Raw genomic sequence first — 23,855 nt, forward strand, 5'->3', positions numbered from 1 at the left:
GGGGCCCGGTGGTCGGGGCTCAGTACGGGCGGAGGTCGAGCAGGGGTTCGGCGTAGCGGGTGGCGCCGCAGGCGGTCAGGAACACCGGGGACTCGGCCTCGGGCAGGTGCAGCAGGCCGGCCACCCGGTGCTCGTCGAAGGAGCGGGCCGGGCGGGCGAACAGGCCGTGGGCCGCCGCGCCCAGGGTCAGCCCGTGCGAGACCCAGCCGCACCAGACCTGGAGCAGGCCCCAGGCCGCCGGGCCGAGGTCCTCGACCAGGGCCCGCAGGTCGGCCGAGAAGACCCACAGGGCGGTGGCGTGCCGGACGCCGCAGTCGTTGGCCGGGGTGAGCGGGTAGCCGAAGAGCGACTCCATCCGGCGCGGCAGCTCCGGGTCGGCCTCCCGCAACTGCAGTGCGCCGCCGACGAGTTCGTACCGGCCGGTGGGGAGGCCGGCCAGCCGCTGGGGGACGGCGGTGATCCGGACCCGGGCGGCCACCTCGTGCAGGGCGGCCGGTGCGGGGGCCGCCGCCCAGGCCAGCAGGTCCCGCAGGCAGTCCTCGCCGCGGGTGACGGGCCGGGCCGAGAACCCGCTCAGCGGCCGCGGCACCCGGCCCGCCGACCTGTTCCACCACACCCGGGCCCAGTCCGGGCCGGGGCCCGCCGTCGCAGCGGCCGGGGGCGGCGGTTCCGGGAGCGCGCGCCCGGCGCCGGAGGGGCCCGCGGGGGCGGTCAGCCGGGGGGCGAGGGCCGCGGCGGTCTCCAGCAGGCTGGGGTGGCCGGTCTCGGCGTCCAGCAGGGCGTCCAGCTCGTCGTCCAGGGTCCCGCCGCCGACCGGTTCCAGCGGTCCGGCCGGGGGCAGCCCGCCGACCCCGTGCAGGGTGACCACCACCGGCGCCGACCAGCTGCCCGGGCCGGTCGCGGCCACCAGCCGGGCGGCCTCGGCCACCTCCGGGCCGGAGAGCCGGACCGAGGCCCGCAGGCCGAACAGCTCGGCCGCCGCCAGCAGGCTGCGCAGGTTGATGCCGACCTCCAGGTCCGCCAGCGCGCAGCGCAGCACGCCGTAGGGCGTGGGCAGGTCGGTGTGGCGCCCGGCCAGCACGACGTTCAGGTCGTCCGGGGCGGGGCGCGGCGCCGGTCCCCCGGCCGGGCCGGGCTCCAGGTCGACCACGGCGTGCCGGTACGGGTCGAGGTACCCGGCCGGTCCCTCGGGCGGCACGGTGAAGACGTGCACCGGGAACTTGCTGCGGACGGAGGCCGTCACCCGGTGGTCGTTGGCGGGGTTCGACGGCTCCCGGCGCAACGGCCCGAACGCCGCGGCCAGCACGGCGCCCGCGACGGAGACCGGGGCGGTGGCGGATGCGGTGCCCGGGGCGGTGGCAGGGGCGGCCACCCGGCCGCCCGGGTAGGGGGCGGCGGCCAGCAGGTCGTGCACGCCGGGGGGCAGCGGGCGGCCGCGGTCGGCGCGGGCCGAGCGCGGGGGGAGGCAGGCGGTGGTCGCCACCCGCTCGTCCACGACGATCGGGTCGTGCAGCAGGCCGCGCAGCGGCCCCTGGCGCAGGGCGAAGCGGAGCACGTCGGCCGGGCCGGTCACGGTTCCTCCGGGGCTCGGGTGGGGTCGGTGGACGAGGTGGACGGGACGGGGCCGGTGGACGGGGTGGACGGGACGGGGCCGGTGGACGGGGTGGACGGGACGGGGCCGGTGGACGGGGCGGCCGGCATCGGCGTCGGCCGGTTGCCGGGGCGCCGGGTCGGGGCCCGCAGGTCGAGCGGCTGGGCCGCCGTCGGCAGGCTGCGCGGGTCGGTGCCGGTCTTCAGGGCTGCCGGTGCGCAGCGCAGCACGCCGTAGGGCGCGGGCGGGTCGGTGTCGGTGCGGCGGCCCGGACGCGGCCGGGTGGCAGTGGGGGGCGGGCCGGTCACGGTTCGTCGGGGGTGGTGAGCCGGACCAGGCCGCAGGGGAGGGGCAGTGGGCCGAGGACGGGGTCGGTGGCGAGTCGGTGGGCGTGGACGGTGCGGCCCCGCAGGACCCCGGGGGAGCGGAGCGCGGCTTCGAGGGCGGCGAGTTCCGCGGGGTCGGCCCACTCCAGGGCCCGGGTGCCGACGGTGGGGGCCGGGAACGGGACCAGGTCCTGCTGGAGCCCGGCCAGGGCGCGGGCCAGCGCGTTCTGGGCGGCGGCCCGGGCGGACGGCGCCCACTGGCGGGCGAGGCGCTCGCCGGTGTCCGTGCGGGCGACGGTGACCAGGGTCCACCCGGTGCCGGGCAGGGTGCGGTGGTGGAGCCGGGCGGGCTGGTCGAAGTAGTGGGTGAGCGCCCGGCGGAGCGAGCGGGCCAGCGGGGTGGCCGTCGCGTCGTCCGGCAGCGGCGGCCCGTCGTCCTGCTGCTCCGCGGCCAGGACCCGGAGCAGGCCGTCGAGGAGCCAGCGCCGGGGCGTCGTCCCGGCGGCCGCGGTGCCGGGACGGCCGTCCTGCGTCCCGGCGTGTCCGGCGGTGGCCCGCAACAGCCGGAGCAGGGCGTCCCGCCGGGCGTCCTCGGCCTCCGTCCCCCAGCCGACCAGCAGCGGCCGGTCCGGGAGCGCGACCGCCTCCAGGGCGGCGAGGCGGAACGGCAGCCGGGGCAGTTCGAGGTCGTCCCGCCACTGCCCGAGCCCGGACCACGGGGCGGTGAGGGCCCCGTCGGGGTCGGCCGGGTCGTCGGGCCGGGCGGGCGCGCCGCCGGGGACGGGCGACCAGCGGGGGGCGTCCGGGCGGGGGGCGAACGGGTGCGGGGTCGTCCGCAGGGTGCGGCCGTGGACGAGCCGCAGGTCGGGGGTGTCGAGGCCGGTCGCGCCGAGGTGGTCGAGGACGGTGCGGGCGGCCAGCGACCCGGCGAGGGCGGCGGCGTGCACGGCGGGCGCCCGCCCCGCGGGGTGGCTGCGGGACCAGGCGGCGGCGCGTTCGGCCGCGTCCCGGAAGGCCCGGGCCTGCGGCACGCCGCGCAGCAGCGGCCCGACCGTCCGGTGGCCGTCCCCGTCCGCGACCGGGACGTACGGGGTGCCGGGCGGCAGCAGGGCGGCGAGGGCGGGCAGGTCCGCGGGCGCGGCCGCGGCCAGGACGGCGGCCGCGGCGCCGGGCCCCGGCCGGTCGGTGACGGTGCCGACGCCCAGCCGGAGCAGCCCGCGGGTGGCGCTGCGGGCGGCCGGGCCGGTGCCCAGCACGGCGACCTCGGCCGCGCGCAGGGCGGCGAAGGCGGCGTACGGCTCGGCGCAGTGCTCCTCGTAGTGGGCGAGGGACTCCGCGTACCGCTCCGCCGTCCCGGGGTCGGGGACGGGGCCGCCCGCCCGGTCGGGGTCGAACAGCAGGCCCTGGCCGAGCAGCGCCGCCAGCACCTGCCGCAGGGCGGCCCGCTCGGCCGGGTCGGCGACCGGGCCGAGCAGGTCCGCGGTGTCGGCGCCGTCGGTGAGGTCGCCGAGCCGGTCGTCCAGCAGGCGCTGCACGGACGGCGGGGCGGACAGCACGAAGGCGCGGTCGGCCCGCGCGCAGTGCAGGCCGCGCGCCACCGGGACGAAGTGCGCCCCGGGCCGGAGCTTCACCCTCATGTCCGCACTCCGCCCTGGAAGCGCCCGCCGGGGGCGCGGTCGTACTCGAGGACCCACTCCACGGCGTGCACGCCCTCCCGCACACCGGCGGGGACCTCCTCCAGGTGGCCGCCCGCGGGGAGTTCGCGGACGGCCCCGGCCAGCAGGGCGCTGCCGAGGTCGGTGTAGCGGGTGCGGTCGGCGGCGGTCGGCGGCGGGCCGAGCAGGCCGTCCGGATCGGGGCCGGACGGGCCCGGCCCGACCAGCAGCAGCTCCTCGGGGGCGCCGTGGGCGGCCCGCCAGTCGGCGAGCGCGCAGAGCAGCCCGGGCCCGTCGGCGGCGACGGGCAGGTCCGCGCCCGGGTACCAGCGGCGGCCCTGCAGCACCACCCGGCCCGCCGTCAGCCGGGGCAGCGCGAGGGTACCGCCGGTGCGCCCCCCGGGCGCGGCCCGCAGCAGGTCGGCGGCGGCCTCGCCGAGCGGGTCGGGGCGGAGGCGGCCGGTGCCGTGCAGCCACAGGGCGATCCGCATCGGCGGCGCGAGCCGCCCGGGCCTGGCCAGGGCCGGGGAGTGCACGGCGACCGGGGCGCCGTCCGGGTCGAGCAGCTCCAGGCCGTCGGTGCGCGGGTCGTGGGCCAGGGTGAGGCCGAACCAGCCGACCGGGTCGATCCGGCCCGGGAGCAGCGGCGGGCGGTGGTTGGCGTCCAGCCCGTGCAGCCCGCGGTCCTCCAGCAGCACGGCGGGCCCCGCGGCGCGCGCCAGCCGCTCGGCCAGCCGGGCGCCGAGCGCGGCGTCCGCCCCGGCGTACCGCAGCGCGGAACTCCCGCCGCCGGGCAGGTAGCCCCGCACCACCAGCCGGTCGCCGACCGGCCGGACCAGCACCCCGTACGAGGCGGACGGGCGGCGGAAGCGGGCGGGGAGGTCGGCGGCGAGGGCGGCCAGTTCGGCCGGGTCGAGCGCGAGCTCGGGGGCGCCGGGGGAGCCGGGGGAACCGGCGGCTGCGGCGGTCGCAGGGGCGGTCGCGGCGGCGATCCGTTCGCCGAGCAGGGCCCGGGCGGCGGCGCGCAGCCGCAGCAGCTCGGTCAGCGAGCCGTCGGCCGGGCCGAAGTCGGTGCTGCTGGCAGGCGTCAGCAGCCCGGCCCGGCGCACCACCACGGCGACCAGGTCGGCCGCGCAGTCGGCCAGCCGGACGCGGGCACCGGGGCCGAACCGCTCGGTGAACGCCGCGACCAGCAGCGCCCGGGCTTCGTGCACCCGGTCGGACAGGGCGGCGAACTCCAGCACCCGCGCCAGGTCGTCCAGGGCCGCCCGGTGCGGCGCCGCGGCGACCTCGACCGGCGGCAGCACGTACTCCTCGGTCACCCGCAGCCCGACCGGGTGCGCGAGCAGCGCGTTGAGGGCCCGCTGGTCGTCGGCCAGCGGCGCCAGTGCCCCGGGCCGGTCGTCCGCGGCGGCGTCCAGCCGCTGCTGGACCCCGGCGAGCAGCTCGGCCGCCCGGGGACGGCGACCGGTCAGCAGGGCGGCGGCGGCCGCCGCGGGCCGCTCGTCCAGACTGTCGAACTCGGCCGCACCGACCAGGAGTTGCAACTCCACGGCGGACGCCACCAGGGCACCGGCCGCCTCCCGCCCCAGGCCGAGCGCGGCAGCCACCTCCCGGACCAGCACCCCGGCGGGCAACGGCCCGAGCTCGACCGGACCGAGCAGGGCCCGGACCTTCCCGGTCAGCGGCGTGGCCACCAGCCGGAGCTGCCCGCCGTCGCGACGGTGGAACCGCACCTGGGAGGGCAGACGGCGCAGCGTCCAGTTGGCACGCAGCAGCGCCGGCAGCACCCCGGCTCCGGTTTCGGTTTCGGTTCCGGTTCCGGCGCTGGTCCCGGTCCCAGCCCCGGCCGCCGGGGCGGACAGCAGGCCGTCGATCGCCATCGCCAGCTGCGGCCGGTCCAGTGCCAGGACGGAGCGGCCGCCGGTCGGGTCGGCTCCGGGGCGGTCCAGTGGGGCGCCGTGTTCGTCCCAGTGGCCCAGGGCGACGGCGGTGTGCGCGGTCGGTGGGCCGAGCCGCAGCACCGCCCGGGAGAACTGCTCCAGGACGGCGGGCTCCGGGTCGCTGCCGCGCTCCGGGTCGCTGCCGGGTTCCGGTGCGGACGGTTCCGGCGCGGCGAGGTAGGTGCTCGCCGGGGTGCCGGGCAGGCCGGCGGCCAGGGGCGAGCGGAAGCCCTCGTCGAGCAGGGCCGAGCGCAGTGCGGCGCGTTCCTGCGGCAGCGCTCCGGCGTGGGCGGCCGCGACCCGCCGCTCGGCGGCTCCCCGGTCGGGGGCGTCGGGCAGGGCGGCGAGGGCGGCGCGCAGTTCGGGCGAGGTGAGGCGGCGGCCGGGGACGCGTCCGAGCAGCAGGAGGGGGACGTCGGCGGGCCCGGTCACGCGTCGGCCCCGGCGGTCGGAGCGGCCCCGGCGGCACCGGCAGCCACGGCAGCCCCGTCGGTCGCGGCGGTCGCGGCGAGGGCGTCGAGCCGGGGCCGGACCTGGTCGGCGAAGAGTTCCACCGAGCGCAGGGCGTCGGTGCCGCCGAAGCCGCCGAAGTCGGCCTGCCAGAGGATGCCGTCCACGCCGGCCCGTTCCTGGAAGCGGCCGATCTGGTCGGCGACGTGCTCGGGCGAGCCGACGAACGCGGTGCCGGTGGCCCGCAGGTCGCGCGCGGTCAGGGTGCGGACCACGTGGCCGAGGCCGGTGTACTGCGCGTAGTCGGTGGAGACGGTCTCGTCCCAGGTGCCCAGGGCGGACGCCCAGACCCGCAGGTACTCGTTCAGGTGCGGGTCGGCGAGTTCGCGGGCCTTCTGGTCGGTCTCGGCGACCAGCAGCGGCAGGCTGGCCATCACGCGGGGGGTGCCGTCGGGGTGGTGGGCGGCGAACGACGCCCGGTAGCGGGCGGTCAGCGTGGTGTCGAACTCGCGGCCGGTCGGGGTGATCAGCAGGCCGTGGCCGGCGCGGCCGATCCGGTCGAAGCTCTCGGGGGTCTGCACGGCGGCGACCCAGAACGGGGGCCGCGGGGCCTGGGTGGGCCGGGGGAGGACGGTGGCGTCGCGGAAGGCGAAGTACGGGGTGTCCTCGGTGACGCGTTCCTCGGTGAGCAGGCGGTGCACCGCCGCGACGGTGGCTTCGAAGCGCTGCCGGCTGCCGTCCATCGGCACCTGGAAGGCCTGGAACTCGTGCGGCAGGTAGGCGCGGGCGAAGCCGACCTCCAGGCGTCCGCCGCTGATCGCGTCGACCATGGCGATGTAGGAGGCGAGCTTTACGGGGTGGTGGAAGACCGGCAGGGTGCAGCCGGTGATCAGCCGGATCCGCCGGGTCCGCGCGGCGACCGCGGCCAGGAAGGTCAGCGGGCTGGGACAGTAGCCGCCGTAGGGGTGCAGGTAGTGCTCGGTCATCTTGACGTAGTCCAGGCCGGACTCGTCGGCGAGCCGGCACAGGTCGAGGACCTCGCGGTAGTAGTCGGCCGGGGACTTGGTCTCCGGTGAGGAGTCGGGCAGGAAGGAGACGCCGAAGCGCACGGGGTCACTCCTCACGGGAGGGGGCGGTCGGGGGCGGGCGGGCCGAGCAGCACCGCGGCGTACGCCTCGGGGCGCAGGTGGGCGGCGGCGGCCGCCCGGACCTCGTCGTCGGGGACGGTGCGGACCAGGGCGGCGACGGTGTCGGGCCAGTCGAGGGGCAGGCCGGCCAGCAGCGGTCCGTGCAGGCTGTCGGCCAGGCCCTTCTGGGTGGAGCGGACCAGGGCCTGGACGCCGAGGGCGTAGCCGCGGGCGGCGGCGATCTCCGCGCCGGTCGGGGGCCGGTCGCCGGAGACCGCGGCGAGTTCGTCGAGGGTGCCGTCGACGGCGGCGGCGGCGTGCTGCGGGGCGCTGGCGAACTGGACGGTGCCGAGCGCGGAGCCGGTGCGCTGCTCGATCGCGGACCGGCCGCTGTAGATCCGGCCCTCGCGTTCGCGCAGCCGCTGCACCAGGCGCGAGGAGAAGTGGCCGCCGAAGACCTGGTCGGCGAGCAGCAGCGCCGGGTAGCCCGGGTCGGTGCGGACCAGGGACGGGGCGGCCAGCCGGGCCTCGCACTGCCGGGCCCCGGGGGAGGGGACGGCCAGCACGGGCTCGCCCCGGTGGGCGGGGGCGGGCAGCGGCGCCATCCGCACCGCCCGGTGCGGGGACGACCAGCCGCCCAGCAGGCGGGCCGTCTCCGCGACCGCCCGGTCGGGGCGGACGTCCCCGACCAGGAGCAGGACCGCGCCGCGCGGCACCAGGGCGGTCCGGTGCAGGGCGGCGACCTCGTCCCGGCCGACGTCCGCGACCTGCTCCTCGGCGGGGGTCTCCCGGGTGGCGGGGTGGTCGCCGAAGCAGTGGCGCAGCAGGGCGGCCCGGGCGGCCCGGGCGGGCATCGACCCGGTGAGCCGGACCCGGTGCAGCAGCCGTTCGCGCTCGGCCGCCAGCACGGTCGGCTCGTACCCGGCGCCGGTGAGGCAGTCGGCGAGCACGGCGAGCAGCCGGGGCAGGCCCTCGGCCAGCACCTGCCCGGTGACCAGCAGTTCCTCCGGTCCGACCACGGCCTTCAGGCTGCCGCCCACGGCGGCGAGCGCGTCGTCGACGGCGGCCCGGTCGGCCCCGGGGCCGCCGGCCAGCAGGGTGCAGGAGAGCAGCTCGGCGGCGGCCGCGTGCCGGGCGGTGGAGCCGCCGAAGGGCACGCCCAGGCGGAGCTGGACGACGGGGGCGGTGGCGCGGCGGGCCGCCACCACGCGCAGCCCGGTCGGCAGGACGGTGTCGACGGCCTCCAGCGGCGGGACGGGCCGCGGCGGGGCGAGCGGCGGCAGGAGGACGGCCCCGGGGGCGGCGGCGGGGGTCATCGGCGGGCCCCCCGTCCAACGGCGGGTCGGACCGCGGCCGGGCGTCCAACGGCGGGTCGGACCGCGGCCGGGCGTCCAACGGCGGGTCGGACCGCGGCCGGGCGTCCAACGGCGGGTCGGACCGCGGCCTACCAGGCGGTCTGCAGCCTGCGGACGGCGCGCCGGAGCTCGTCCTCGGCCGGGCCCTGGGCGGCCAGGTCGGTGAGCACCTCGTCGGCGGCCCGCGCGGTCCGCCGGGGGGAGGCGTCGGGGGTGCAGACGGCGTTCACCAGGAAGGCGTCCGGGTCGCGGGAGTCGAAGGGGCCGGAGAGGCCGGCCACCGCCGCCACCTGGGTGGCCAGCCGCCGTTCGCGGACCAGGGTGCGGCGCAGTCGGCTCGACTCGCCGTCGCCGAGGACGGCGGCGGCGACCACGGCGGCCAGGTGGCCGGGCGTGCCGGGCGGCGGCATCCGGCGGCCGACGGCGACCGCCGGGAGCGGGGCGAGGCGGTCGGTGCGCTCCAGCACGCGGGGGACGGCGAGTTGGGGCTCGGCGAGGTCGGGCGGGGTGGCGGCGGTCCGGGCCGGGACCGTCCCGAAGTGCCGTTCGGCCAGTTCGACGGCCTGCCGGGGGTCGACGCCGCCGCAGACGGCGAGCACCGCGTTGCCCGGGGCGTAGTGGCGGGCGAAGAAGTCGGCGCACTCGGCGACGGTCGCGGCGGCGAGCGAGGCGTGGTCGCCGTACCCGTCGTGGGTGTTGGCGAAGGAGTCGAAGAGCACCTGCGGCAGCTGGAAGGTCGGGAAGCCGCCGTAGGGCCGGTTGGTGACGGTGCGGCGGATCTCCTCGGCGACCACCGACGCCTGGGTGGCGATCGCCTCCGGGGTGATCCGGGGCGCCCGCATCCGGTCGGCCTCCAGGAAGAGGCCGAGCTCCAGGGCCTCGGCGGGCATCGCCTGGAAGTAGCTGGTGTGGTCGCGGTGGGTGGTGGCGTTGAAGACGCCGCCGTTGGCCTGGACGTGCCGGGCGTGCTCCTGCGGGCCCAGGCGGGCGCTGCCCTGGAACATCAGGTGCTCGAAGAGGTGCGCGAACCCGGACCGGGACTCGGAGCGGTAGCCGACCCCGTAGGCGACGGCCAGGCCGACGGCGGGGCTGCCCGGGTCCGGGAGGACGAGCAGCCGCAGGCCGTTGGCCAGCCGGTGCCGGTGCACCTCGGCGGTGGCGGCGGGCCGGGCCGCCGCGGTGGGCGCCGTCACGAGCTGCGGCGGATCGCGCGGGCGGCGAACCAGACGGCGACCACCGCCAGGGCGGCCGCGACGGCCACCCCGACCAGGGTGTCGCTGCTGCCGAACTCGCCCGCGAACAGGGCGCGTTCGGCCGTCACGACGTGCGAGACCGGGTTCGCCTTCGCCAGCAGGGACAGCCAGTGCGGTGCCAGCGCCAGCGGCAGCAGCACGCCGGAGAGCAGCATCGCGGGCAGCATCAGGGCGTTGACCAGCTGCCCGTACGCCTCCTCGTGCCGCACCGTCAGCGCCAGCCCGTACGCCAGGCCCGCCACCGCCAGGCCGACCACGGTGACCAGGGCGAACGCCGCCAGCACCCCGCCGACCGGGGCCCGCAGCCCGGCGACCAGGGCGCCCAGGGTGAGCAGCACGGCCTGGGCGGTGAGCACCACGGCGTCCCGGAGCATCCGGCCCAGCATCAGGCCGGACTCGCCGGCCGCGGAGATCCGCATCCGGTCCAGCGTGCCGGAGCGGATCTCGGAGAGGATGCCGAAGCCGACGAAGACGGCGGAGAACAGGCCCTGCTGGACGAGCAGGCCGGGGACGAAGACCCGCCAGGTGTTGCCGCCGTCGAAGCCCGGGGCCTGGCTGATCCGGTTCAGCAGCGGGCCGAACAGGGCGAGGTAGAGCATCGGCTGCACCAGGCCGAAGACCACCCAGGCGGGCTTGCGGAGGGTGTAGCGCATCGAGCGCCGGAAGATGATCCAGCTGGTCGCGGCGGTGGTCACGTGGTCACCTCGGTGTTCGGGGTCTCGGTGGCGGTCTCGGCCTCGGCGGCGGTCTCGGCAGCGGCCTCGGCGGTCTCGGCGGCGGGGGCCGGAGCGGGGGCCGGGGCGGGGCGGCCCTCCTCGCGCAGGGAGCGGCCGGTCAGGCGCAGGAAGACGTCGTCCAGGGTGGGGCGCTTGACGGAGACCGACTCCAGGGCGACGTCGGCGAGGTCGAGGGCCCGCAGCAGTTCGGGCAGCAGCCGCTGGGCGTGCGCGACGTGGAACTGCACGCCCGCCGGGGTGGTGTCCAGGTCGCAGCCGGGGACGAGGCGGGCGACCACGGTCGCGGCGTCGCTGATCCGGTCGGTCTCCAGGGTGACCACGTCACCGCCGATCCGGCTCTTCAGCGCCTCGGCGGTGTCGGAGGCGATCACCCGGCCGCCGTCGATGACGACGATCCGGTCGCAGAGCTGGTCGGCCTCCTCCAGGTAGTGCGTGGTGAGGAAGACCGTGGTGCCGTGCTCGGCGCGCAGGCCGCGCAGGTGGTCCCAGAGGTTGGCCCGGCTCTGCGGGTCGAGGCCGCTGCTCGGCTCGTCCAGGAAGAGCACGGCGGGGCGGTGCACCAGGCCGAGCGCGAGGTCGACCCGGCGGCGCTGGCCGCCGGAGAGCCGGGAGAGCGGCCGTCCGGCGAAGGCGTCCAGCTCGAACCGGACGGTCAGCTCGGCGGCGCGGGCGGCGGCGTCGGCGGCCGTCATGCCCTGCAGCCGTGCCTGGGTGCGCAGTTCGTCGGAGACCAGGTGCTCGGTGCCGCCGGAGGACTGGCCGACGTAGCCGATCGCCCGGCGCACCGCGGCCCGTTCGCGGACCACGTCGTGGCCCGCGACGGTGGCGGTGCCGCCGTCGGGCGTCAGGAGGGTGGTGAGCATCCGCACCGTGGTGGTCTTCCCGGCGCCGTTGGGGCCGAGGAAGCCGACCATCTCCCCCTCGGCGACCTCCAGGTCGACGCCCCGGACGGCTTCGACCACGCCGAAGCGGGTCCGGTACGAGTGGCTGAGTCCTTGCGCGCTGATCACGGGGGTTCCTCCAGGCCTGGGGCGGACGGGACGCCGCGGGGGCGGGCGGACGGAAGGCGGGGCCCGTGCGGCGGGGCCCGCGTCGTCGTCGCCCGGGGGCGGCGGTGGGGGCCGGGACGGGTCCGGCCCCGGCGGTCCGTCGGCGGCGGCCGGGCACCGCGTCACTCTGGCCGGTGCCGCGCGGCGGAGTCCAGCCCCGGCCGGGCCGGGGAGGCCCGCTGACAGGAAGGTGCCAGCGGCGGCGGGCCGGATCCGCCGGAATGTCCGGAATGGCCGCAGGGGGCGGCCTGACCTGCATTTCATGTCCGCGACAAGTCGGGGGCGGGCGGCATTTTGCTGCCGCCCGAATTCCTTGCCGCGGTCTCCCGGCAGGCAGTTAGCTCATCCACCAGTTACCGGCAGCCCGCCGGTAGACCAGAAGGGAAACCGCCATGAGCACTGCTGTGGACTTCGCCGCGTTCGACGTCAACGAGCTGGCCGTCCTGGACGCCAACGACGCCGTCGCGCTGCCCGACATGGGCGCCTCCGTCATCATCATCTTCGGCTACACCGAGGACGGCGAGGAGATCCTCACCGAGGACTCCCTCAACAGCGAGGCGGCCGGCAGCGGCTCGCTCAGCACCTCCTCCTCCTGCTGCTGACCCCTCGCAGCACCTGAACGGCCCACCCGACTTCTCGTAGCCGGGTACCGGCAGAGCCGGTGAAACCCCACCGAACGGCCGTCAGCGATCGTGCCGCCGGTTTCACACCGACCGACCGATTCGTGCATTTCCTGGAGTCGCCATGCGAACCATCGATCCGGGCCTGGCCATACGGATTTTTGACTATTCGGAGAATCCGCGGGAGTTGCTGCGCGAAATCAGCGAGCCCCTGCTGCGCCTGAAGGACGCGCAGCAACTCCCCGTGGTCCACGTGCGCCGGGGCTGGCTGCACGGCTCGCACCTCCACCTGGTCCTGCGCCCCTACGGCGAACGGGCCGTCGACGCCGGAGAGTTCGTCGCCGCCGCGGCCGCGCTGGCCGCCGCCCGCGACGCGCGCACCCCCGACCGGGACGCCTACCTGCGCCGCGCCGGCGAACTCGCCCGCTGGGAGAACGTCCGCGACGAGCTGCTGCCCCACCACCCGCAGGGCACCGTCACCACCGAACCGCACCGGCCGCGCGCCGACTCCCCCGCGCTCTCCCGGGCCGTCGACCAGATCATGGGACGCTTCCTCGAACCGGTCCTCGGCTCGCTGACCGTCCCCGAGGCCGACCTGCTGCCGCACCTCGCCCACGTCCTCGCCCTGCTCGCCCGCACCCACCCGCGCGGCATCAGCGCCGGAGCCCTGCCCTACCGCTCGCACGCCGAGGGCGTCGCCTCCGCCACCGGCAAGCACACCGACCTCACCGCCGCCTTCGCCGCCCGCTACGCCAAGGACCGCCCGGTCTTCCTCGACGCCCTCCAGGCCCCCGTCCACAGCGACACCCTGCGCGCCTGGGAACGGGCCATGCAGTACGCCTGGGGCGTCGCCGAGGCCCACACCGCCGGACAGGCCGTCGACGACCGCGTCCTGCAGAACGCCTCCGGCGGCGACTGGGAACACCCGCTCGGCACCCCCGTCCGCAGCGACTTCATCGGCGAACTCCTGGACGGCGGCATGCTGCGCAGCCCCTCCTACCGCCACATCGCGCACCGGATCGTCCTCAACGTCCTCTACACCAGCCTCACCTGCTTCGGCATCACCCCCATGCAGCGCTACTACCTCTGCTACGGGCTGGGCGAGGGGACCGACGAGGTGACCGGCACGTCCTCCATCGAACGGGTGCGCGCCTTCAGCAGGGAGCTGGCATGACCGAGACCTGGCACCTCGCCGACACCCCCGTCCACCGGGTCAACCCCACCCCCGGCCTGCGCCTGGGCGGCGACCGGCTCGGCACCGTCCTGCGCGCCCTGTTCGGCGCCCACCGCGACTGCCGGGCCCTGGCCGACGCCGCCTGCGACGAGCTCTACCGCCTCGCCGGCACCGCCACCGGCCGCGAACGGCACCGCCTGCTGCGCCTCAAGCGCGCCGTCTTCAACGACCGCACCCCCGACACCGCCGACCTGCACGGCACCTGGCAGACCCCGCTCCCGCCCGCCGTCACCGCCTGGCTGGCCGCCGAGGAACGCGGACGGCTCGCCCGCACCGCCCTGGAGACCGGCCTCCCCGGCCTCCTCGCCGAGGAACGCGAACGCCTCGCCCGCGCCGTCGGCTCCGAACCGCTCCAGCTCTCGCTCGCCCTCAACTCCCCCCAGGTGCTCGACGCCGCCCAGCGCTACCGCACCTCACCGGGAACGCCCACCGCCCGGCAGCGCAAGTCCGAACGCGGACTGCTCCAGCACCTCGCCCGCGCCCTGCTCCGGGTCAGCCCGCTGTCCCGGCTCACCGCCGTCGGCTTCGCGCACTGGTCCGAGGACGGCCGCCGCCTCGACGAACCCGCCTTCGACCGCCGCCGCGCCCACGCCGTCCTCACCCCCGACCGGGCGCTCCTCTCCGGCCTGGTCAACGGCATCGCCGCCGCCCCCCGCCCCGGCCCGCCCCCCGCCGCCGTCCAGCGCAACCCGATGCTCCGCCGGGAAGGCACCCACCTGCGCTTCCCGCACGTCGCCGACGGACGCCGCCGCACCCTCGCCGCCGAGTCCAACGAGCAGCTCACCGCCCTGCTGAAACTCCTCGTCCTCGGCCCGCTGCCCGTCGACCTGCTCACCGCCGAACTCGCCCGCCGCTTCGCCGTCCCCGCGGCGGAGGCCGCCCGGCTGGTCGGCGCCGCCTTCGACGCCCAGATCCTGGTCGCCGCCCCGCTCCTCGACGAACAGGCCGCCGACCCGCTGCCCGAGGCCGAGAAACTGCTCGCCGAGCACCACCCCGAAGCCGCCGCCGCCGTCGCCGCGGTCGCCGCCGACCTCGACCTGATGGCCCGCGACTCGGTCGGCGGACGCCGCGCCGCCCTCACCCGGATCCGCACCGCCGAGGCCGAACTCAACCGGCTCAGCGCCTGCCCCGCCAAACTCCAGGTCAACGAGGACTACCTGCTCGAACCCGCCGCCGTCTCGCCCGACGGCTACCGCACCGCCCTCGCCGACCTCGGCCGGGTCACCGCCTTCCAGGGCCTCTTCGACCGCCACCACGAGATCCGGGCCCTGCTCAGCCGCGCCTTCACCGACCGCTTCGGCCCCGGCGCCCGCGTCCCCCTGATCGACCACGCCGACGACCTCGTCAGCCTGGTCCGCTCCCGGGAACTCTCCCTCACCCGGGCCACCGCCGAGGAGTGGGGCCCCGCCGACGGCTCCCTGACCGAACTGCGCCGCCGCCGCGCGAGCGCCCTCGCCATCCTCGCCGACCGCTTCCGCGACGCCGGCGACGCCACCGAGGCCACCGTCGACCCCGCCCACCTCGCCGCGCTCGCCGACGGCCTCCCCGACCGCTTCCACCTCCCCACCGCCTCCTACGGCCTGCTCGTCCAGCCCGTCGACGGCCGACTCGTCCTGAACGCCTGCTACACCGGACACGGCCAGCTCGTCACCCGCTTCCTCGGCGCCCAGGCCGCCCTCGGCAGCGACGCCGCCACCCGGATCGCCCGGCGCATCCGCCACCAGGGCACCGACGGCGTCCGCCTCGTCGAGGACCACGGACTGCACCGCGCCAACATCAACCACCGGATGCGCCTGCTCGACGAGACCCACACCCCCGCCGACTGGCTCGCCACCACCCTCGCCCACGACCCCGCCACCGACCGCCTCCACCTCCTCGACCGGGACGGCCGACCGGTCCGGGTGATGTCGCTCGGCATGAAGTGGGCCGAACTCCAGCCCACCCCGATCACCCTCGCCGTCTGGCTGCACGACACCGGCCGGGTCGCCTTCGACCCGATCGGCCGACTGCACGCCCGGCGCACCGGCACCGACGGCTCCACCGTCCGCTACCCCCGGCTCGTCGCCGGGGACGTGGTTCTGCAACGCCGCCGCTGGTACCCCGGCGACGACCTGCCGACCGCCCCCGGCGGCGAACCCGAGGACGAGGCCGCCCACTTGATCGCCACCACGCGCTGGCGGGCCGCCCACGACGTCCCCGAGGAGATCGTCATGAAGACTCCGCTCGGCCTGCCCGCCGGGCGGGACCTCTCGGGCGAGGCCGCCGCCGCGGCCCTCACCCGCTACCTCAGGACCCGCAGCCGGGAGAAGCCCCAGTACCTCGACCTCGGCAGCGCGCTGATGGTCCGCGCCCTGCCGAAGTTCCTGGAACGCCGCAGCGCCGGGTACTTCGAGGAGGCGCTGCCCGGCGTGCGCAGCGGCGTGCCGGCCGCCGAATGGCTGCTGGAGTACGACCTGGAGCACGGCTCGGAGCACGGCTCGGAGCGCCCGCGGGGCGCCGCGACCGCGGGGGAGGGCGCGTGAGGGTCAAACTGCGTCCCGGAACGCACTTCGCCCCCGTCCAGCGCGGCGTGTACGTCACCCGGGGCGGCGAGTCCTTCGTCCTCGCCGGGCCGCCGGTGCTGTACACCGTCCTGGACAGCCGCCTCGCGGAACTCACCGACGGCACGGACGTCGACGCCCTCGTCGCGGCCTTCGGCGACGAGTCCGCCCGCCCGGTCCTCGACCGCGTCCTGCGCGCCCTGCTCGACCGGGACGTCCTGCTCGACCTCGACGCCCTCACCACCCCCGCACCCGACCCGGCCACCGCCGCCCGGCACGCCGAGACGCTCGCCTACCTGGAGGCCCACAGCCCCGACCCCTACCGGGACTTCGCCCGGCTGCGGGCCGCGAAGGTGCACGTCCTGGGCGGCGGACCGGCCGCCGGGACGGCCGCCCGGTCGCTGCGGCGCCACGGCGTGACGGACACGAGCGTGTCCGCGAGCCTGTCCGCGGACGGCAGCGGTGGCAGCGAGGCGGTCGCGGCGGCGGACTGGACGGTCCTGGTCACCGACCACGAGCACCCGTCCGACCCGCCCGCGGCGCTTCCCCCCGGCACCCGGGTGGTCACCGTCCACGCCGGGCCCCGGGCAGCCGTGGTGGCCGAACCCGACGCCACCACCGACCCGGCCGCCCTCGAAGCCGCCGTCCGCCGCGCCGAAGCCTGGACCACCGACGACCCCGAAGCCGCCGCCCCCCGCCCCCTCAGCGCCGTCCTCGCCGGAGCCCTCGCCGCCCGCGCCGTCCTGGCCGCCCTCACCGGCATCGACCCCGCCCCCCGGAAGGCCACAGTGATCCACGGCCACCAACTCCGGACCGCCCGCATCCCCCTCCCGGAGGCGCTCGTGGTGGCCGGGGGCGGTGCTGACGTCGCCTCAGCAGGTGCGGGGCTCCCTGCCGCGTCCGCCGGGGCGGCCGGGGACGGGCGGTCCGGGCCCGCCGGGGTGCCGGCGGAGGAGCGGGAGCTGCCCGGAGCGCAGGACCTGCTCGCCGCCTGGGCACCGCTGACGGCCCGGTGGACCGGGCCGGTGCGGCTGGGGCGCGACCTCGACCTGGACCAACTGCCGTTCGCGCTGGAGACCGCCGACCTGCTGACCGGCCCGACCCCCGTCCGGGTCGTGGGCTGGGGCGCGGACCGGGCGGCGGCCGGTGTCGCCGCGCTGCTGGCCGCGGCGCGCCGGATGGCCGGGCCCGACGGCGCGGCCGGGGCGACGGAGGAGCGCTGGCTGCTCGACGGGGCGCTGCGGCAGCTCGGCACCGAACTGCTGCTCGACCGCCCGGGGGAGCCGCTGGGCTGGGACGGCCTGGGCAGCACCGAGGGCCGGACGCTGCTGGGCCTCCTGGAGTCCTGGTTCGGTCGGACGGTGGAACTGTCGCACCGCCGCTGCCCGGTGCTCGACTGGTCACTGGTGACCGTCACCGAGCAGGACGGAACGGTGGCCGCCGCCGAATGGGGCGACACCCCGGCCGCCGCCGCCCGCACGGCCCTCGCCACCGCCGTGGCCCGGGCCCAGGCCGACCCCGAGGTGCGGGCCCTGTTCGCCGAACAGCCGGTCGGCACCGGCACGTTGGAGAACTGCCCGGCCGCCGCGGTGCGCTCCGCACTGGACCGCCTCCGCACCGACCCGGCCACCCGGGGCCGCACACTGCGCGCCCGCCGCCTGCCCCACGACCCGGTCGCCGGGCCGATCCCGCTCCACTGCGGGCCGGTGAAGCTCGCATGACCGAGGCCACGAAGGACATCGAGGACACCACGGTGACGCAGACCGCGGCGATGCAGCCCACCGCGGCGGAGGCCACCGGACGGCCCGCGACGGCCGGGCCCCGGATCGGCCCCGGCACGCCGGACTCCTGGGACTGGCAGACCTGGGCCGGGCGGCTGGACGGCTGCCTGCTGTCCGTCCGGGGTGAGTACGACCCGGACTGGGAGCTCCGGGCGATGGCCGCGGCCCGGGCGACCGGCACGGACCTGCTGTCCGTCCGGATCGGCGCCGCCGAGATCCAGATCGGGCCGCGCTGGACCCCCGACGGCGAACCGGCCTGCCCGGGCTGCGCCGCCGCCGCCGACAGCTACCGCCGCTGGGACACCGAGCGCCGCCCCGAGAACGACCGGCGCGAACGCGAACGCGAAGGCGGACGTGAAGGCGGGCGGGCCGCCGACAGTTCGCCCGTCACCGAACTGTCGACCACCACCGAACCGCCCGCCCCCGGCCGGGCCGTCCCCGTACCGCCCTGGCTGGAGGACGTGGTCGGTGCGGTGCTCACTGCGCAGGGCGCGCCCGGGCCCGGTGAGTTGGTGGTGGTCTCGCGTACCGGCGGGGTGACCCGGCACCGGGTGATGCGGACCTTCCGCTGTCGGCTGTGCGGGGGCGGTCCGCCGCTGCTGGCCGCGGCCGACGACGCGCCGCCGGTCCCGCCCCGGCCGGTCCGGCGGCCGACCGCGGCGGAGGTGCCGACCCGGCAGGGCCCGGCCCCCTTCGCGATGGACCCGGACCGGATGCGGGCGGCCTTCGCTGACCCCCGGTTCGGCCCGGTGGTGCGGATCACCCGCTACTCGGCGGGCAGCTTCCCGATGAGCGAGGTGGACGTCCTGGCCGGGACGCCCTCCGGCCTCGGGCGGGGCCTGCGGTTCCGCGAGGCCGAGGCGGTCGGCATGTTCGAGGCGATGGAGCGGCAGGCCGGCTACCCGCACGCGGCCACCGTCGTCCCCTGGACCACCCACCGGGAGCTGGGCGACCGGGCGCTCGACCCGGCGACCCTCGGCGGCTACACCGACCGCCAGTTCGCCTCCCCGCTGAGCAAGGTGCGCCGCTGCACCGCGGACACCCCGCTGGACTGGGTGTGGGCCCGGCCGCCGCTGGGCGGCGAGCCCCGGCTGGTCCCGGCCGAGGTCGGCTTCTACCGGTACGGCTACCGGATCAGGCCCGAGGCGGCGGCGGACACCCGCAGCGCCTTCCTGGAGTCCTCCAGCGGCTGCGCCCTCGGCGGGAGCTTCGAGGAGGCGGCCCTGCACTCGCTGCTCGAACTCGCCGAGCGCGACGCCTTCCTCCAGGCGTGGCACCTGGCCCGCCCGCTGCCCGCCGTCGACCCGGCCACCGTCCGCGACCGGCAGTCCCGGCTGCTGCTCAAGCGGGCCGAGGAGCACGGCTACGACGTCCACCTGCTGGTGGCCACCGCCGACATCCCGGTGCCCGCGGTCTGGGCGCTGGCGGTGCGGCGCGACGGCGGCCTCCCGGCCAGCTTCAGCACGGCGGGCTGCCACCCCGACCCCGAGCAGGCGGTGCGCTCGGCGCTGTGGGAGCTGGCCCAGCTGGTGACGGGCGGCCTGACCTGGGACCCGGAACCGCTGGAGCCGCTGATCGACGACCCCTGGCAGGTCGAGGAACTGGTCCAGCACTGGCGCCGCTACACCTTCCCCGAGCTGCTGCCCCGGGTCGAGCGGGTGCTCGGCGGCCCGCTGCTCCCGCTGGCGGAGGCCTTCGGGGGCTGGCCGCGCCCGCTGGTCCGGGCGGCGGGAGGGGACGTGACCGGCGCGCTGGAGTACGTCCTCGACCTCTACCGGACGGCCGGGCTCGGCACCGTGCTGGCCGTCGACCAGTCCACCCCCGACCACGCCGCGCTCGGCCTGTCCGTGGTCAAGTGCGTGGTGCCCGGCATCCTGCCGATGTGCTTCGGCCAGGCGCACCAGCGGCTGTCCGGCCTCGACCGGCTGCTCTCGCGGCTGGACGCGGACCCGGCCGACCTGCCCCTCGACCCCCACCCCTTCCCGTGAACGCGCCCCCGCCCCTTCCCGTGAACGCACCCCGATCCCTGCCCGTGAACGCACCCCCGGACCTGCCCGTGAACGCACTTCCGTCGGTGGCCGTCCCGCCGACCCCGGACGACGTCCGCCGCTTCGCCTTCCGGCAGGGCCCCGGCAAGGGCCACCTCGGCGAGCAGCACCTCGTGGACGACCGGACCGCGACGACCAGCGCCCTGCCGCCCCACCGGGCCCGCTCGGCCACCGGCGTCCCGCTGCCGCTCGGCACGCACGAGCTGCTGGCCGCGACCCCCTACCCGGGCCCGTGCGGGGCCGGGGCGGTCGCGGCGCTGGAGCCGCAGGAGCGGCTGGGGCACCTGCTGACTACGGCCTTCGGCCTGCAGCGGCGCGAGCCCTCGCACCGGTACGCCGACCACCGCTCGGTCGCCTCCGGGCGGGCGAAGTACCCGGTGCACGCCTTCCTCGCCCAGGGCGCGGCGGTCCGCCACCACGACCCGTACCGGCACGCGCTGGTGGACGTGGCGCCGTCCGGCGGTGCGGCCGCGGGGCCGGTGGACGGCACCTCGGTGCTGCTGGCCGGCCGGTACAGCGACCTGCCCGCCGCCTACGGCCGACTGCGGTACGCCGTCACCGAGGTCGAACTCGGGGTCGCGCTGCGGTCGTTGTGCGTGGCGGCGGACCTGTTCGGGGTACCGGCCGCGCTCGCCCTGGACGGTGCGGCCACCGCCCGGGCCGAGGCCGCGGTCCGCTCGGCGGGGCCTGGCACCTGGTCCGCGCCGCTGGCCGTCCGGCTCGACGTCCCGGGGCCGGCCGCTCCGGGCCGGGTGCTGCCGGGCCCGCCGCCCGCGGCCCGGGACGTCCGCGACCCCCTGCTGGGGGCCGACGACCCGTCGGCCCGGGACGCGGCCGCGGTCAGCGCCCGCCGCCACGGCCTGCCGCCCGGCCCCCCGGCCCCGGCCCGCGGCCTGCCCGAAGGGAGCCCGGCCGGGAGCAGCGCGACCGGGCTCCCCTCGGGCGGGCCGGCCGGGGGCGGGCCGGTGAGCGGTGGTGCGGCCGGGGCCGTCGACTGGGCGCAGGTGCTGTGGAACCGCACCGCGGGCCGGATGCCGGACCGGCTGTACGGATTCGCCCTGCGGCCCGCCGAGGTCTCCGCCGACTGCCTGGCCGACCTGCTGGCCTGGGCCGACCGTCCGCCGCCGGGGCGGCTGCTCGCCGAGGTCGCCGAGCGGGTCCGGCTGAGCGTGGCCCTGCAGCGGGTCGGTGGGCTGCCCGCGGGCGTCCACCAGGTGGAGGGCCGGGGCCTGGTGCTGGGCCCGGCCCGGCCCGGGATCATGGCGGCGCTCCAGCCGGGCTTCGCCCAGCAGCCCGCGCCGAACACCGACTCCGGGATGCGCCACGCGGCGATGGCCTTCGTCCACTCGGTGGACGTCGACGCGCTGCTCGACGACTTCGGCCCGTCCGCGTTCGGCCTGCTCCAGCTCTGCCTGGGCTGGTCCGTGCACGGGCTGTGCCTGGCGGCGGCCGCGCACGGGCTGGTCGCCCGCCCGGCGCGCTCCTTCGTCGAGTACCGCGTGCAACCCCTGTTCGGCCTGCGCCGCGAGGAGACCCCGGTGTTCATGACGGTCTGCGGAACGTCCCGCTTCACCGAGCCGATGCTGGACCTGCGCACGTGAGCGCCCCGGACCGGGCCACGGACCCGAGCACCCCGGCGCGGGCGGCGGACGCAAGCCTCCCGGCACGGGCCGCGGACCCGACCACCCCCGCACCGCGAGGGCGGTGGCGCACCTGGCACCTGCACGCGGACTCGTTGCGCCCCGCAGCCCTGGAGGACCTGCTGGTGCGGGCCGTCGTCCCGGTGGTCGAGGGGCTCGCGGCCGACCGGGTGCCGGGGGGCCCGCCCCGGCCCTGGTTCTTCCTGCGCTACTGGCAGGGCGGCCCGCACCTGCGGCTGCGGATCGCCGACCTGGACGGCCCGGCCGCCGACCGGATCACCGCGGACCTGGCCGCCCGGACGGGCGCCATCAACGCGGCGCTGCCCGCCGAGGACCGGATCACCCCCGCCGCCTACCGCCGGGCCGCCGGGCCGCTGGCCGAACTCGGCGAGGGCGGCCGCTCCCTGGAGCTGGGCGAGCTGCTGCCGCCGGGCGTCCATCCGGCGCGGTACGAGCCGGAGGTCCGGCGCTACGGCGGGCCCGGGCAGATGGCGCTCAGCGAGGAACTGTTCCACGCCTCCAGCGTGGTGGTCCTGCGCGCCTGCCGGACCCGCCCCGGGCACGGCCGGAACGTCGCGGATGGGCTGGAGGCGATGGCCGCGACCCTGTCGGCCTGGCCCGGCGACCGCACCGCCCTGCTGCGCGCGGTGCGCGACGGCTGGGCCGAGTGGTCCGGCGGTCCGGACCGCGAGGCCGCCGCCACCCGCGCCGCCCGGGCCGCCGCCGAGCAGGCCGACCGGCTCCGGGCGAGCGCGGCGGCGCTGACCGCCCTGGCCGAGGGCGCCCCGTCCCGGTGGAGCGCCTGGACGACCAGGCTGCGCCTGGCCGCCGAACGGTGGACCGAGCTCCACGGCACCCCCGCCGCCGGGCGGATCTTCGGTTCCCACCTCCACATGACCCAGAACCGGCTGGGCGTCGGCGCGGGCCGCGAGGGCCTGATGGCGGGCGTCCTGCTGGAGCTCCTCCCGGCGACCGGAAGCGCCACCGGAAGCGCTACCGGAAGTGGCCGGGAAAGTGAGCAGGGAATTATCTGACGAGCAGTAATTCCCATGGTTGGATGGGAAGTTCGGTGCTTTCCCGGCGTGCGCGCAATTTCGCATTCAGGTACTCTCTGTCCGAACGACAGGAAATCGCCGGGTCGGTTCGACGGGCCCGGCGGCGGCTGAAGGCGGGCTGGTTCGGTGAACGGTCGGGTGGGCGCGGGCGGGCTGCTGCGCGCGGCCCTCGCCCCGGGTGCGACCGCCTCCGCGGCGGGCCCCTACGCCCTGTTCGCGCGGCTGCGGGAGACCGCCCCGGTGCTGTACGACCCGGAGTTGGAGACCCGGTTCCTGACCGGCTTCGCCGACTGCCAGGCCGTGCTGGCGGGCCCCGCCTTCGCGGTGCCGGACGCCGCCTGGCTGCGCCGCGAGCGCCCCGGATGGGCGGCCCGGCCCGCGGCGGACTTCTTCTACGCCTCGCTGCTCGGCACCAACGGCGCCGCGCACGAAAGGCTGCGCGGGCCGCTGACGGCGGCGTTCGCGCCGCGCCGGGCGGCGGAACTCGCGGCGGGCGTGGAGAAGACCGTCGACGAACTGCTCGACCGTTTCGCGGACGCGCTCTCCGGCGGTGCGACGGCGGACTTCCAGGCCCTGGTCGGGTACCCGCTGCCGGTCGCGGTGGTGGGCGAGCTGCTCGGCGTGCCCCGGGCCGACCGGGAGGAGTTCCACCACCTCGGCCGGGACGCCGCCCGCCTGCTCGAACCGGCCCGCTCGGACGAGGACTGGCAGCGGGCGGACGCCGCGGTGACCGCCCTGCGGGCGTACTTCGCCGGGCTGCTCCGCGAACGGCGGGCCCGCCCGGCCGGAGACCTCGCCTCGGTGCTGCCCGCCTGCTCCGGCGGTGAACGGCCGCTCGGAGAGAGCGAGTTGGCGGATCTGCTGGTGCTGGTCTTCGTCGCCGGGTTCGAGACCACCGCCGGGCTGCTCGGCACCGCGGTGCACGCCCTGCTCACCCACCCCGGGCAGGCCGCGCTGCTGCGGGCCGACCCGGGGCTGCTGCCCGGCGCCGTCGAGGAGGCGCTGCGCTGGGACGGCCCGGTGCTGATGACCGAGCGGCTGGCGCTGCGCCCCGTCGAGATCGGTGGCGTGCCCGTCCCGGCCGGGGGCAGCGTGACCGCGGTGCTCGGCGCCGCCAACCGGGACCCGCGCCGCCACCCGGACCCGGACGCCTTCCTGGTCCGCCGCCCGGACGTGCACGTGCTGAGCTTCGGCGCCGGGCCGCACTACTGCTTCGGCGCGGCGCTGGCCCGGCTGGAGGCGGCGGCGCTGCTGGGCCCGCTGCTGGAGCGCTTCCCCGGGCTGGCCCCGGCCGGGGAGCCGGTGCGGCGCGCCTCGGCCTGCCTGCGCTCGTTCGACGCCCTGCCCCTGGCGGCCACCGGCTGAGCACCGCCCCCGCCCCGCGCCGTACCGCCCCCGCGCCGTACCGCCCCCGCCCCGGCTGGGCACCGCCCCCGCCCCGCGCCGTACCG

Annotated in this window: 17 protein-coding genes; 8 read left to right on the top strand and 9 right to left on the bottom strand. The window is 77.9% G+C overall.

What is annotated here, in order from left to right; all coding sequences use genetic code 11:
• Positions 1-19 precede the first annotated feature (19 nt).
• From OO57_RS26170 to OO57_RS26210, 9 genes are all read right to left on the bottom strand, one after another.
• Positions 20-1,573, bottom strand: coding sequence for a hypothetical protein (locus OO57_RS26170; protein ID WP_033255120.1), 1,554 nt, complete (start codon positions 1,571-1,573; stop codon positions 20-22).
• Positions 1,570-1,899 (bottom strand): hypothetical protein, encoded by a 330-nt coding sequence (locus OO57_RS26175; protein ID WP_033255121.1) that lies wholly within the window; start codon positions 1,897-1,899, stop codon positions 1,570-1,572. The genes OO57_RS26170 and OO57_RS26175 overlap by 4 nt, the downstream gene beginning before the upstream one ends.
• On the bottom strand, positions 1,896-3,554 hold the full coding sequence (locus OO57_RS26180) for a hypothetical protein (protein ID WP_158715228.1): 1,659 nt from the start codon (positions 3,552-3,554) through the stop codon (positions 1,896-1,898). The genes OO57_RS26175 and OO57_RS26180 overlap by 4 nt, the downstream gene beginning before the upstream one ends.
• The gene (locus OO57_RS26185; RefSeq protein ID WP_033255123.1) at positions 3,551-5,947 is read right to left on the bottom strand and encodes a hypothetical protein; all 2,397 of its coding nucleotides are present in this window, start codon (positions 5,945-5,947) and stop codon (positions 3,551-3,553) included. The genes OO57_RS26180 and OO57_RS26185 overlap by 4 nt, the downstream gene beginning before the upstream one ends.
• Positions 5,944-7,074, bottom strand: coding sequence for an LLM class flavin-dependent oxidoreductase (locus OO57_RS26190; protein ID WP_051778261.1), 1,131 nt, complete (start codon positions 7,072-7,074; stop codon positions 5,944-5,946). Before OO57_RS26190 ends, OO57_RS26185 begins: the two co-directional genes overlap by 4 nt.
• Before the next feature lie 11 nt (positions 7,075-7,085).
• The gene (locus OO57_RS26195; protein WP_033255124.1) at positions 7,086-8,408 is read right to left on the bottom strand and encodes a M16 family metallopeptidase; all 1,323 of its coding nucleotides are present in this window, start codon (positions 8,406-8,408) and stop codon (positions 7,086-7,088) included.
• Between the two features lie 128 nt (positions 8,409-8,536).
• Positions 8,537-9,640, bottom strand: coding sequence for a M16 family metallopeptidase (locus tag OO57_RS38625; protein WP_051778262.1), 1,104 nt, complete (start codon positions 9,638-9,640; stop codon positions 8,537-8,539).
• Positions 9,637-10,395: an ABC transporter permease gene (locus tag OO57_RS26205; protein ID WP_033255125.1), complete on the bottom strand. Its 759-nt coding sequence runs from the start codon at positions 10,393-10,395 to the stop codon at positions 9,637-9,639. Before OO57_RS26205 ends, OO57_RS38625 begins: the two co-directional genes overlap by 4 nt.
• On the bottom strand, positions 10,392-11,447 hold the full coding sequence (locus OO57_RS26210; protein ID WP_063737646.1) for an ATP-binding cassette domain-containing protein: 1,056 nt from the start codon (positions 11,445-11,447) through the stop codon (positions 10,392-10,394). Before OO57_RS26210 ends, OO57_RS26205 begins: the two co-directional genes overlap by 4 nt.
• A gap of 431 nt (positions 11,448-11,878) precedes the next feature.
• Here OO57_RS26210 and OO57_RS26215 point away from each other — a divergent pair, with 431 nt between their 5' ends.
• From OO57_RS26215 to OO57_RS26250, 8 genes are all read left to right on the top strand, one after another.
• Positions 11,879-12,088, top strand: a complete 210-nt coding sequence (locus OO57_RS26215; protein WP_158715229.1) for a hypothetical protein — start codon at positions 11,879-11,881, stop codon at positions 12,086-12,088.
• 205 nt (positions 12,089-12,293) lie between these two features.
• Positions 12,294-13,280 (top strand): hypothetical protein, encoded by a 987-nt coding sequence (locus OO57_RS26220; protein ID WP_033255127.1) that lies wholly within the window; start codon positions 12,294-12,296, stop codon positions 13,278-13,280.
• Positions 13,277-15,862 (top strand): lantibiotic dehydratase, encoded by a 2,586-nt coding sequence (locus OO57_RS26225; RefSeq protein WP_033255128.1) that lies wholly within the window; start codon positions 13,277-13,279, stop codon positions 15,860-15,862. The genes OO57_RS26220 and OO57_RS26225 overlap by 4 nt, the downstream gene beginning before the upstream one ends.
• Positions 15,859-17,601, top strand: coding sequence for a hypothetical protein (locus OO57_RS26230; protein ID WP_033255129.1), 1,743 nt, complete (start codon positions 15,859-15,861; stop codon positions 17,599-17,601). The genes OO57_RS26225 and OO57_RS26230 overlap by 4 nt, the downstream gene beginning before the upstream one ends.
• Complete coding sequence (locus tag OO57_RS26235) at positions 17,598-19,649, top strand: YcaO-like family protein (protein ID WP_051778263.1); 2,052 nt, start codon at positions 17,598-17,600, stop codon at positions 19,647-19,649. The genes OO57_RS26230 and OO57_RS26235 overlap by 4 nt, the downstream gene beginning before the upstream one ends.
• A gap of 68 nt (positions 19,650-19,717) precedes the next feature.
• Positions 19,718-21,310: a hypothetical protein gene (locus tag OO57_RS44110; RefSeq protein ID WP_158715230.1), complete on the top strand. Its 1,593-nt coding sequence runs from the start codon at positions 19,718-19,720 to the stop codon at positions 21,308-21,310.
• Positions 21,307-22,383, top strand: a complete 1,077-nt coding sequence (locus OO57_RS44115) for a thiopeptide-type bacteriocin biosynthesis protein (protein WP_051778264.1) — start codon at positions 21,307-21,309, stop codon at positions 22,381-22,383. The genes OO57_RS44110 and OO57_RS44115 overlap by 4 nt, the downstream gene beginning before the upstream one ends.
• A gap of 147 nt (positions 22,384-22,530) precedes the next feature.
• Positions 22,531-23,769: a cytochrome P450 gene (locus OO57_RS26250; RefSeq protein WP_106974110.1), complete on the top strand. Its 1,239-nt coding sequence runs from the start codon at positions 22,531-22,533 to the stop codon at positions 23,767-23,769.
• The last annotated feature ends 86 nt before the right edge of the window (positions 23,770-23,855 follow it).

This window comes from Kitasatospora phosalacinea (assembly GCF_000717185.1).
Taxonomy (GTDB): domain Bacteria; phylum Actinomycetota; class Actinomycetes; order Streptomycetales; family Streptomycetaceae; genus Kitasatospora; species Kitasatospora phosalacinea_A.

Bases quoted from the DNA above. Each gene is read 5' to 3' on its own strand.
- OO57_RS26180 (WP_158715228.1), bottom strand. From the start codon at position 3,554: ATGAGGGTGAAGCTCCGGCCCGGGGCGCACTTCGTCCCGGTGGCGCGC.
- OO57_RS26195 (WP_033255124.1), bottom strand. From the start codon at position 8,408: ATGACCCCCGCCGCCGCCCCCGGGGCCGTCCTCCTGCCGCCGCTCGCC.
- OO57_RS26215 (WP_158715229.1), top strand. From the start codon at position 11,879: ATGAGCACTGCTGTGGACTTCGCCGCGTTCGACGTCAACGAGCTGGCC.
- OO57_RS26225 (WP_033255128.1), top strand. From the start codon at position 13,277: ATGACCGAGACCTGGCACCTCGCCGACACCCCCGTCCACCGGGTCAAC.
- OO57_RS26235 (WP_051778263.1), top strand. From the start codon at position 17,598: ATGACCGAGGCCACGAAGGACATCGAGGACACCACGGTGACGCAGACC.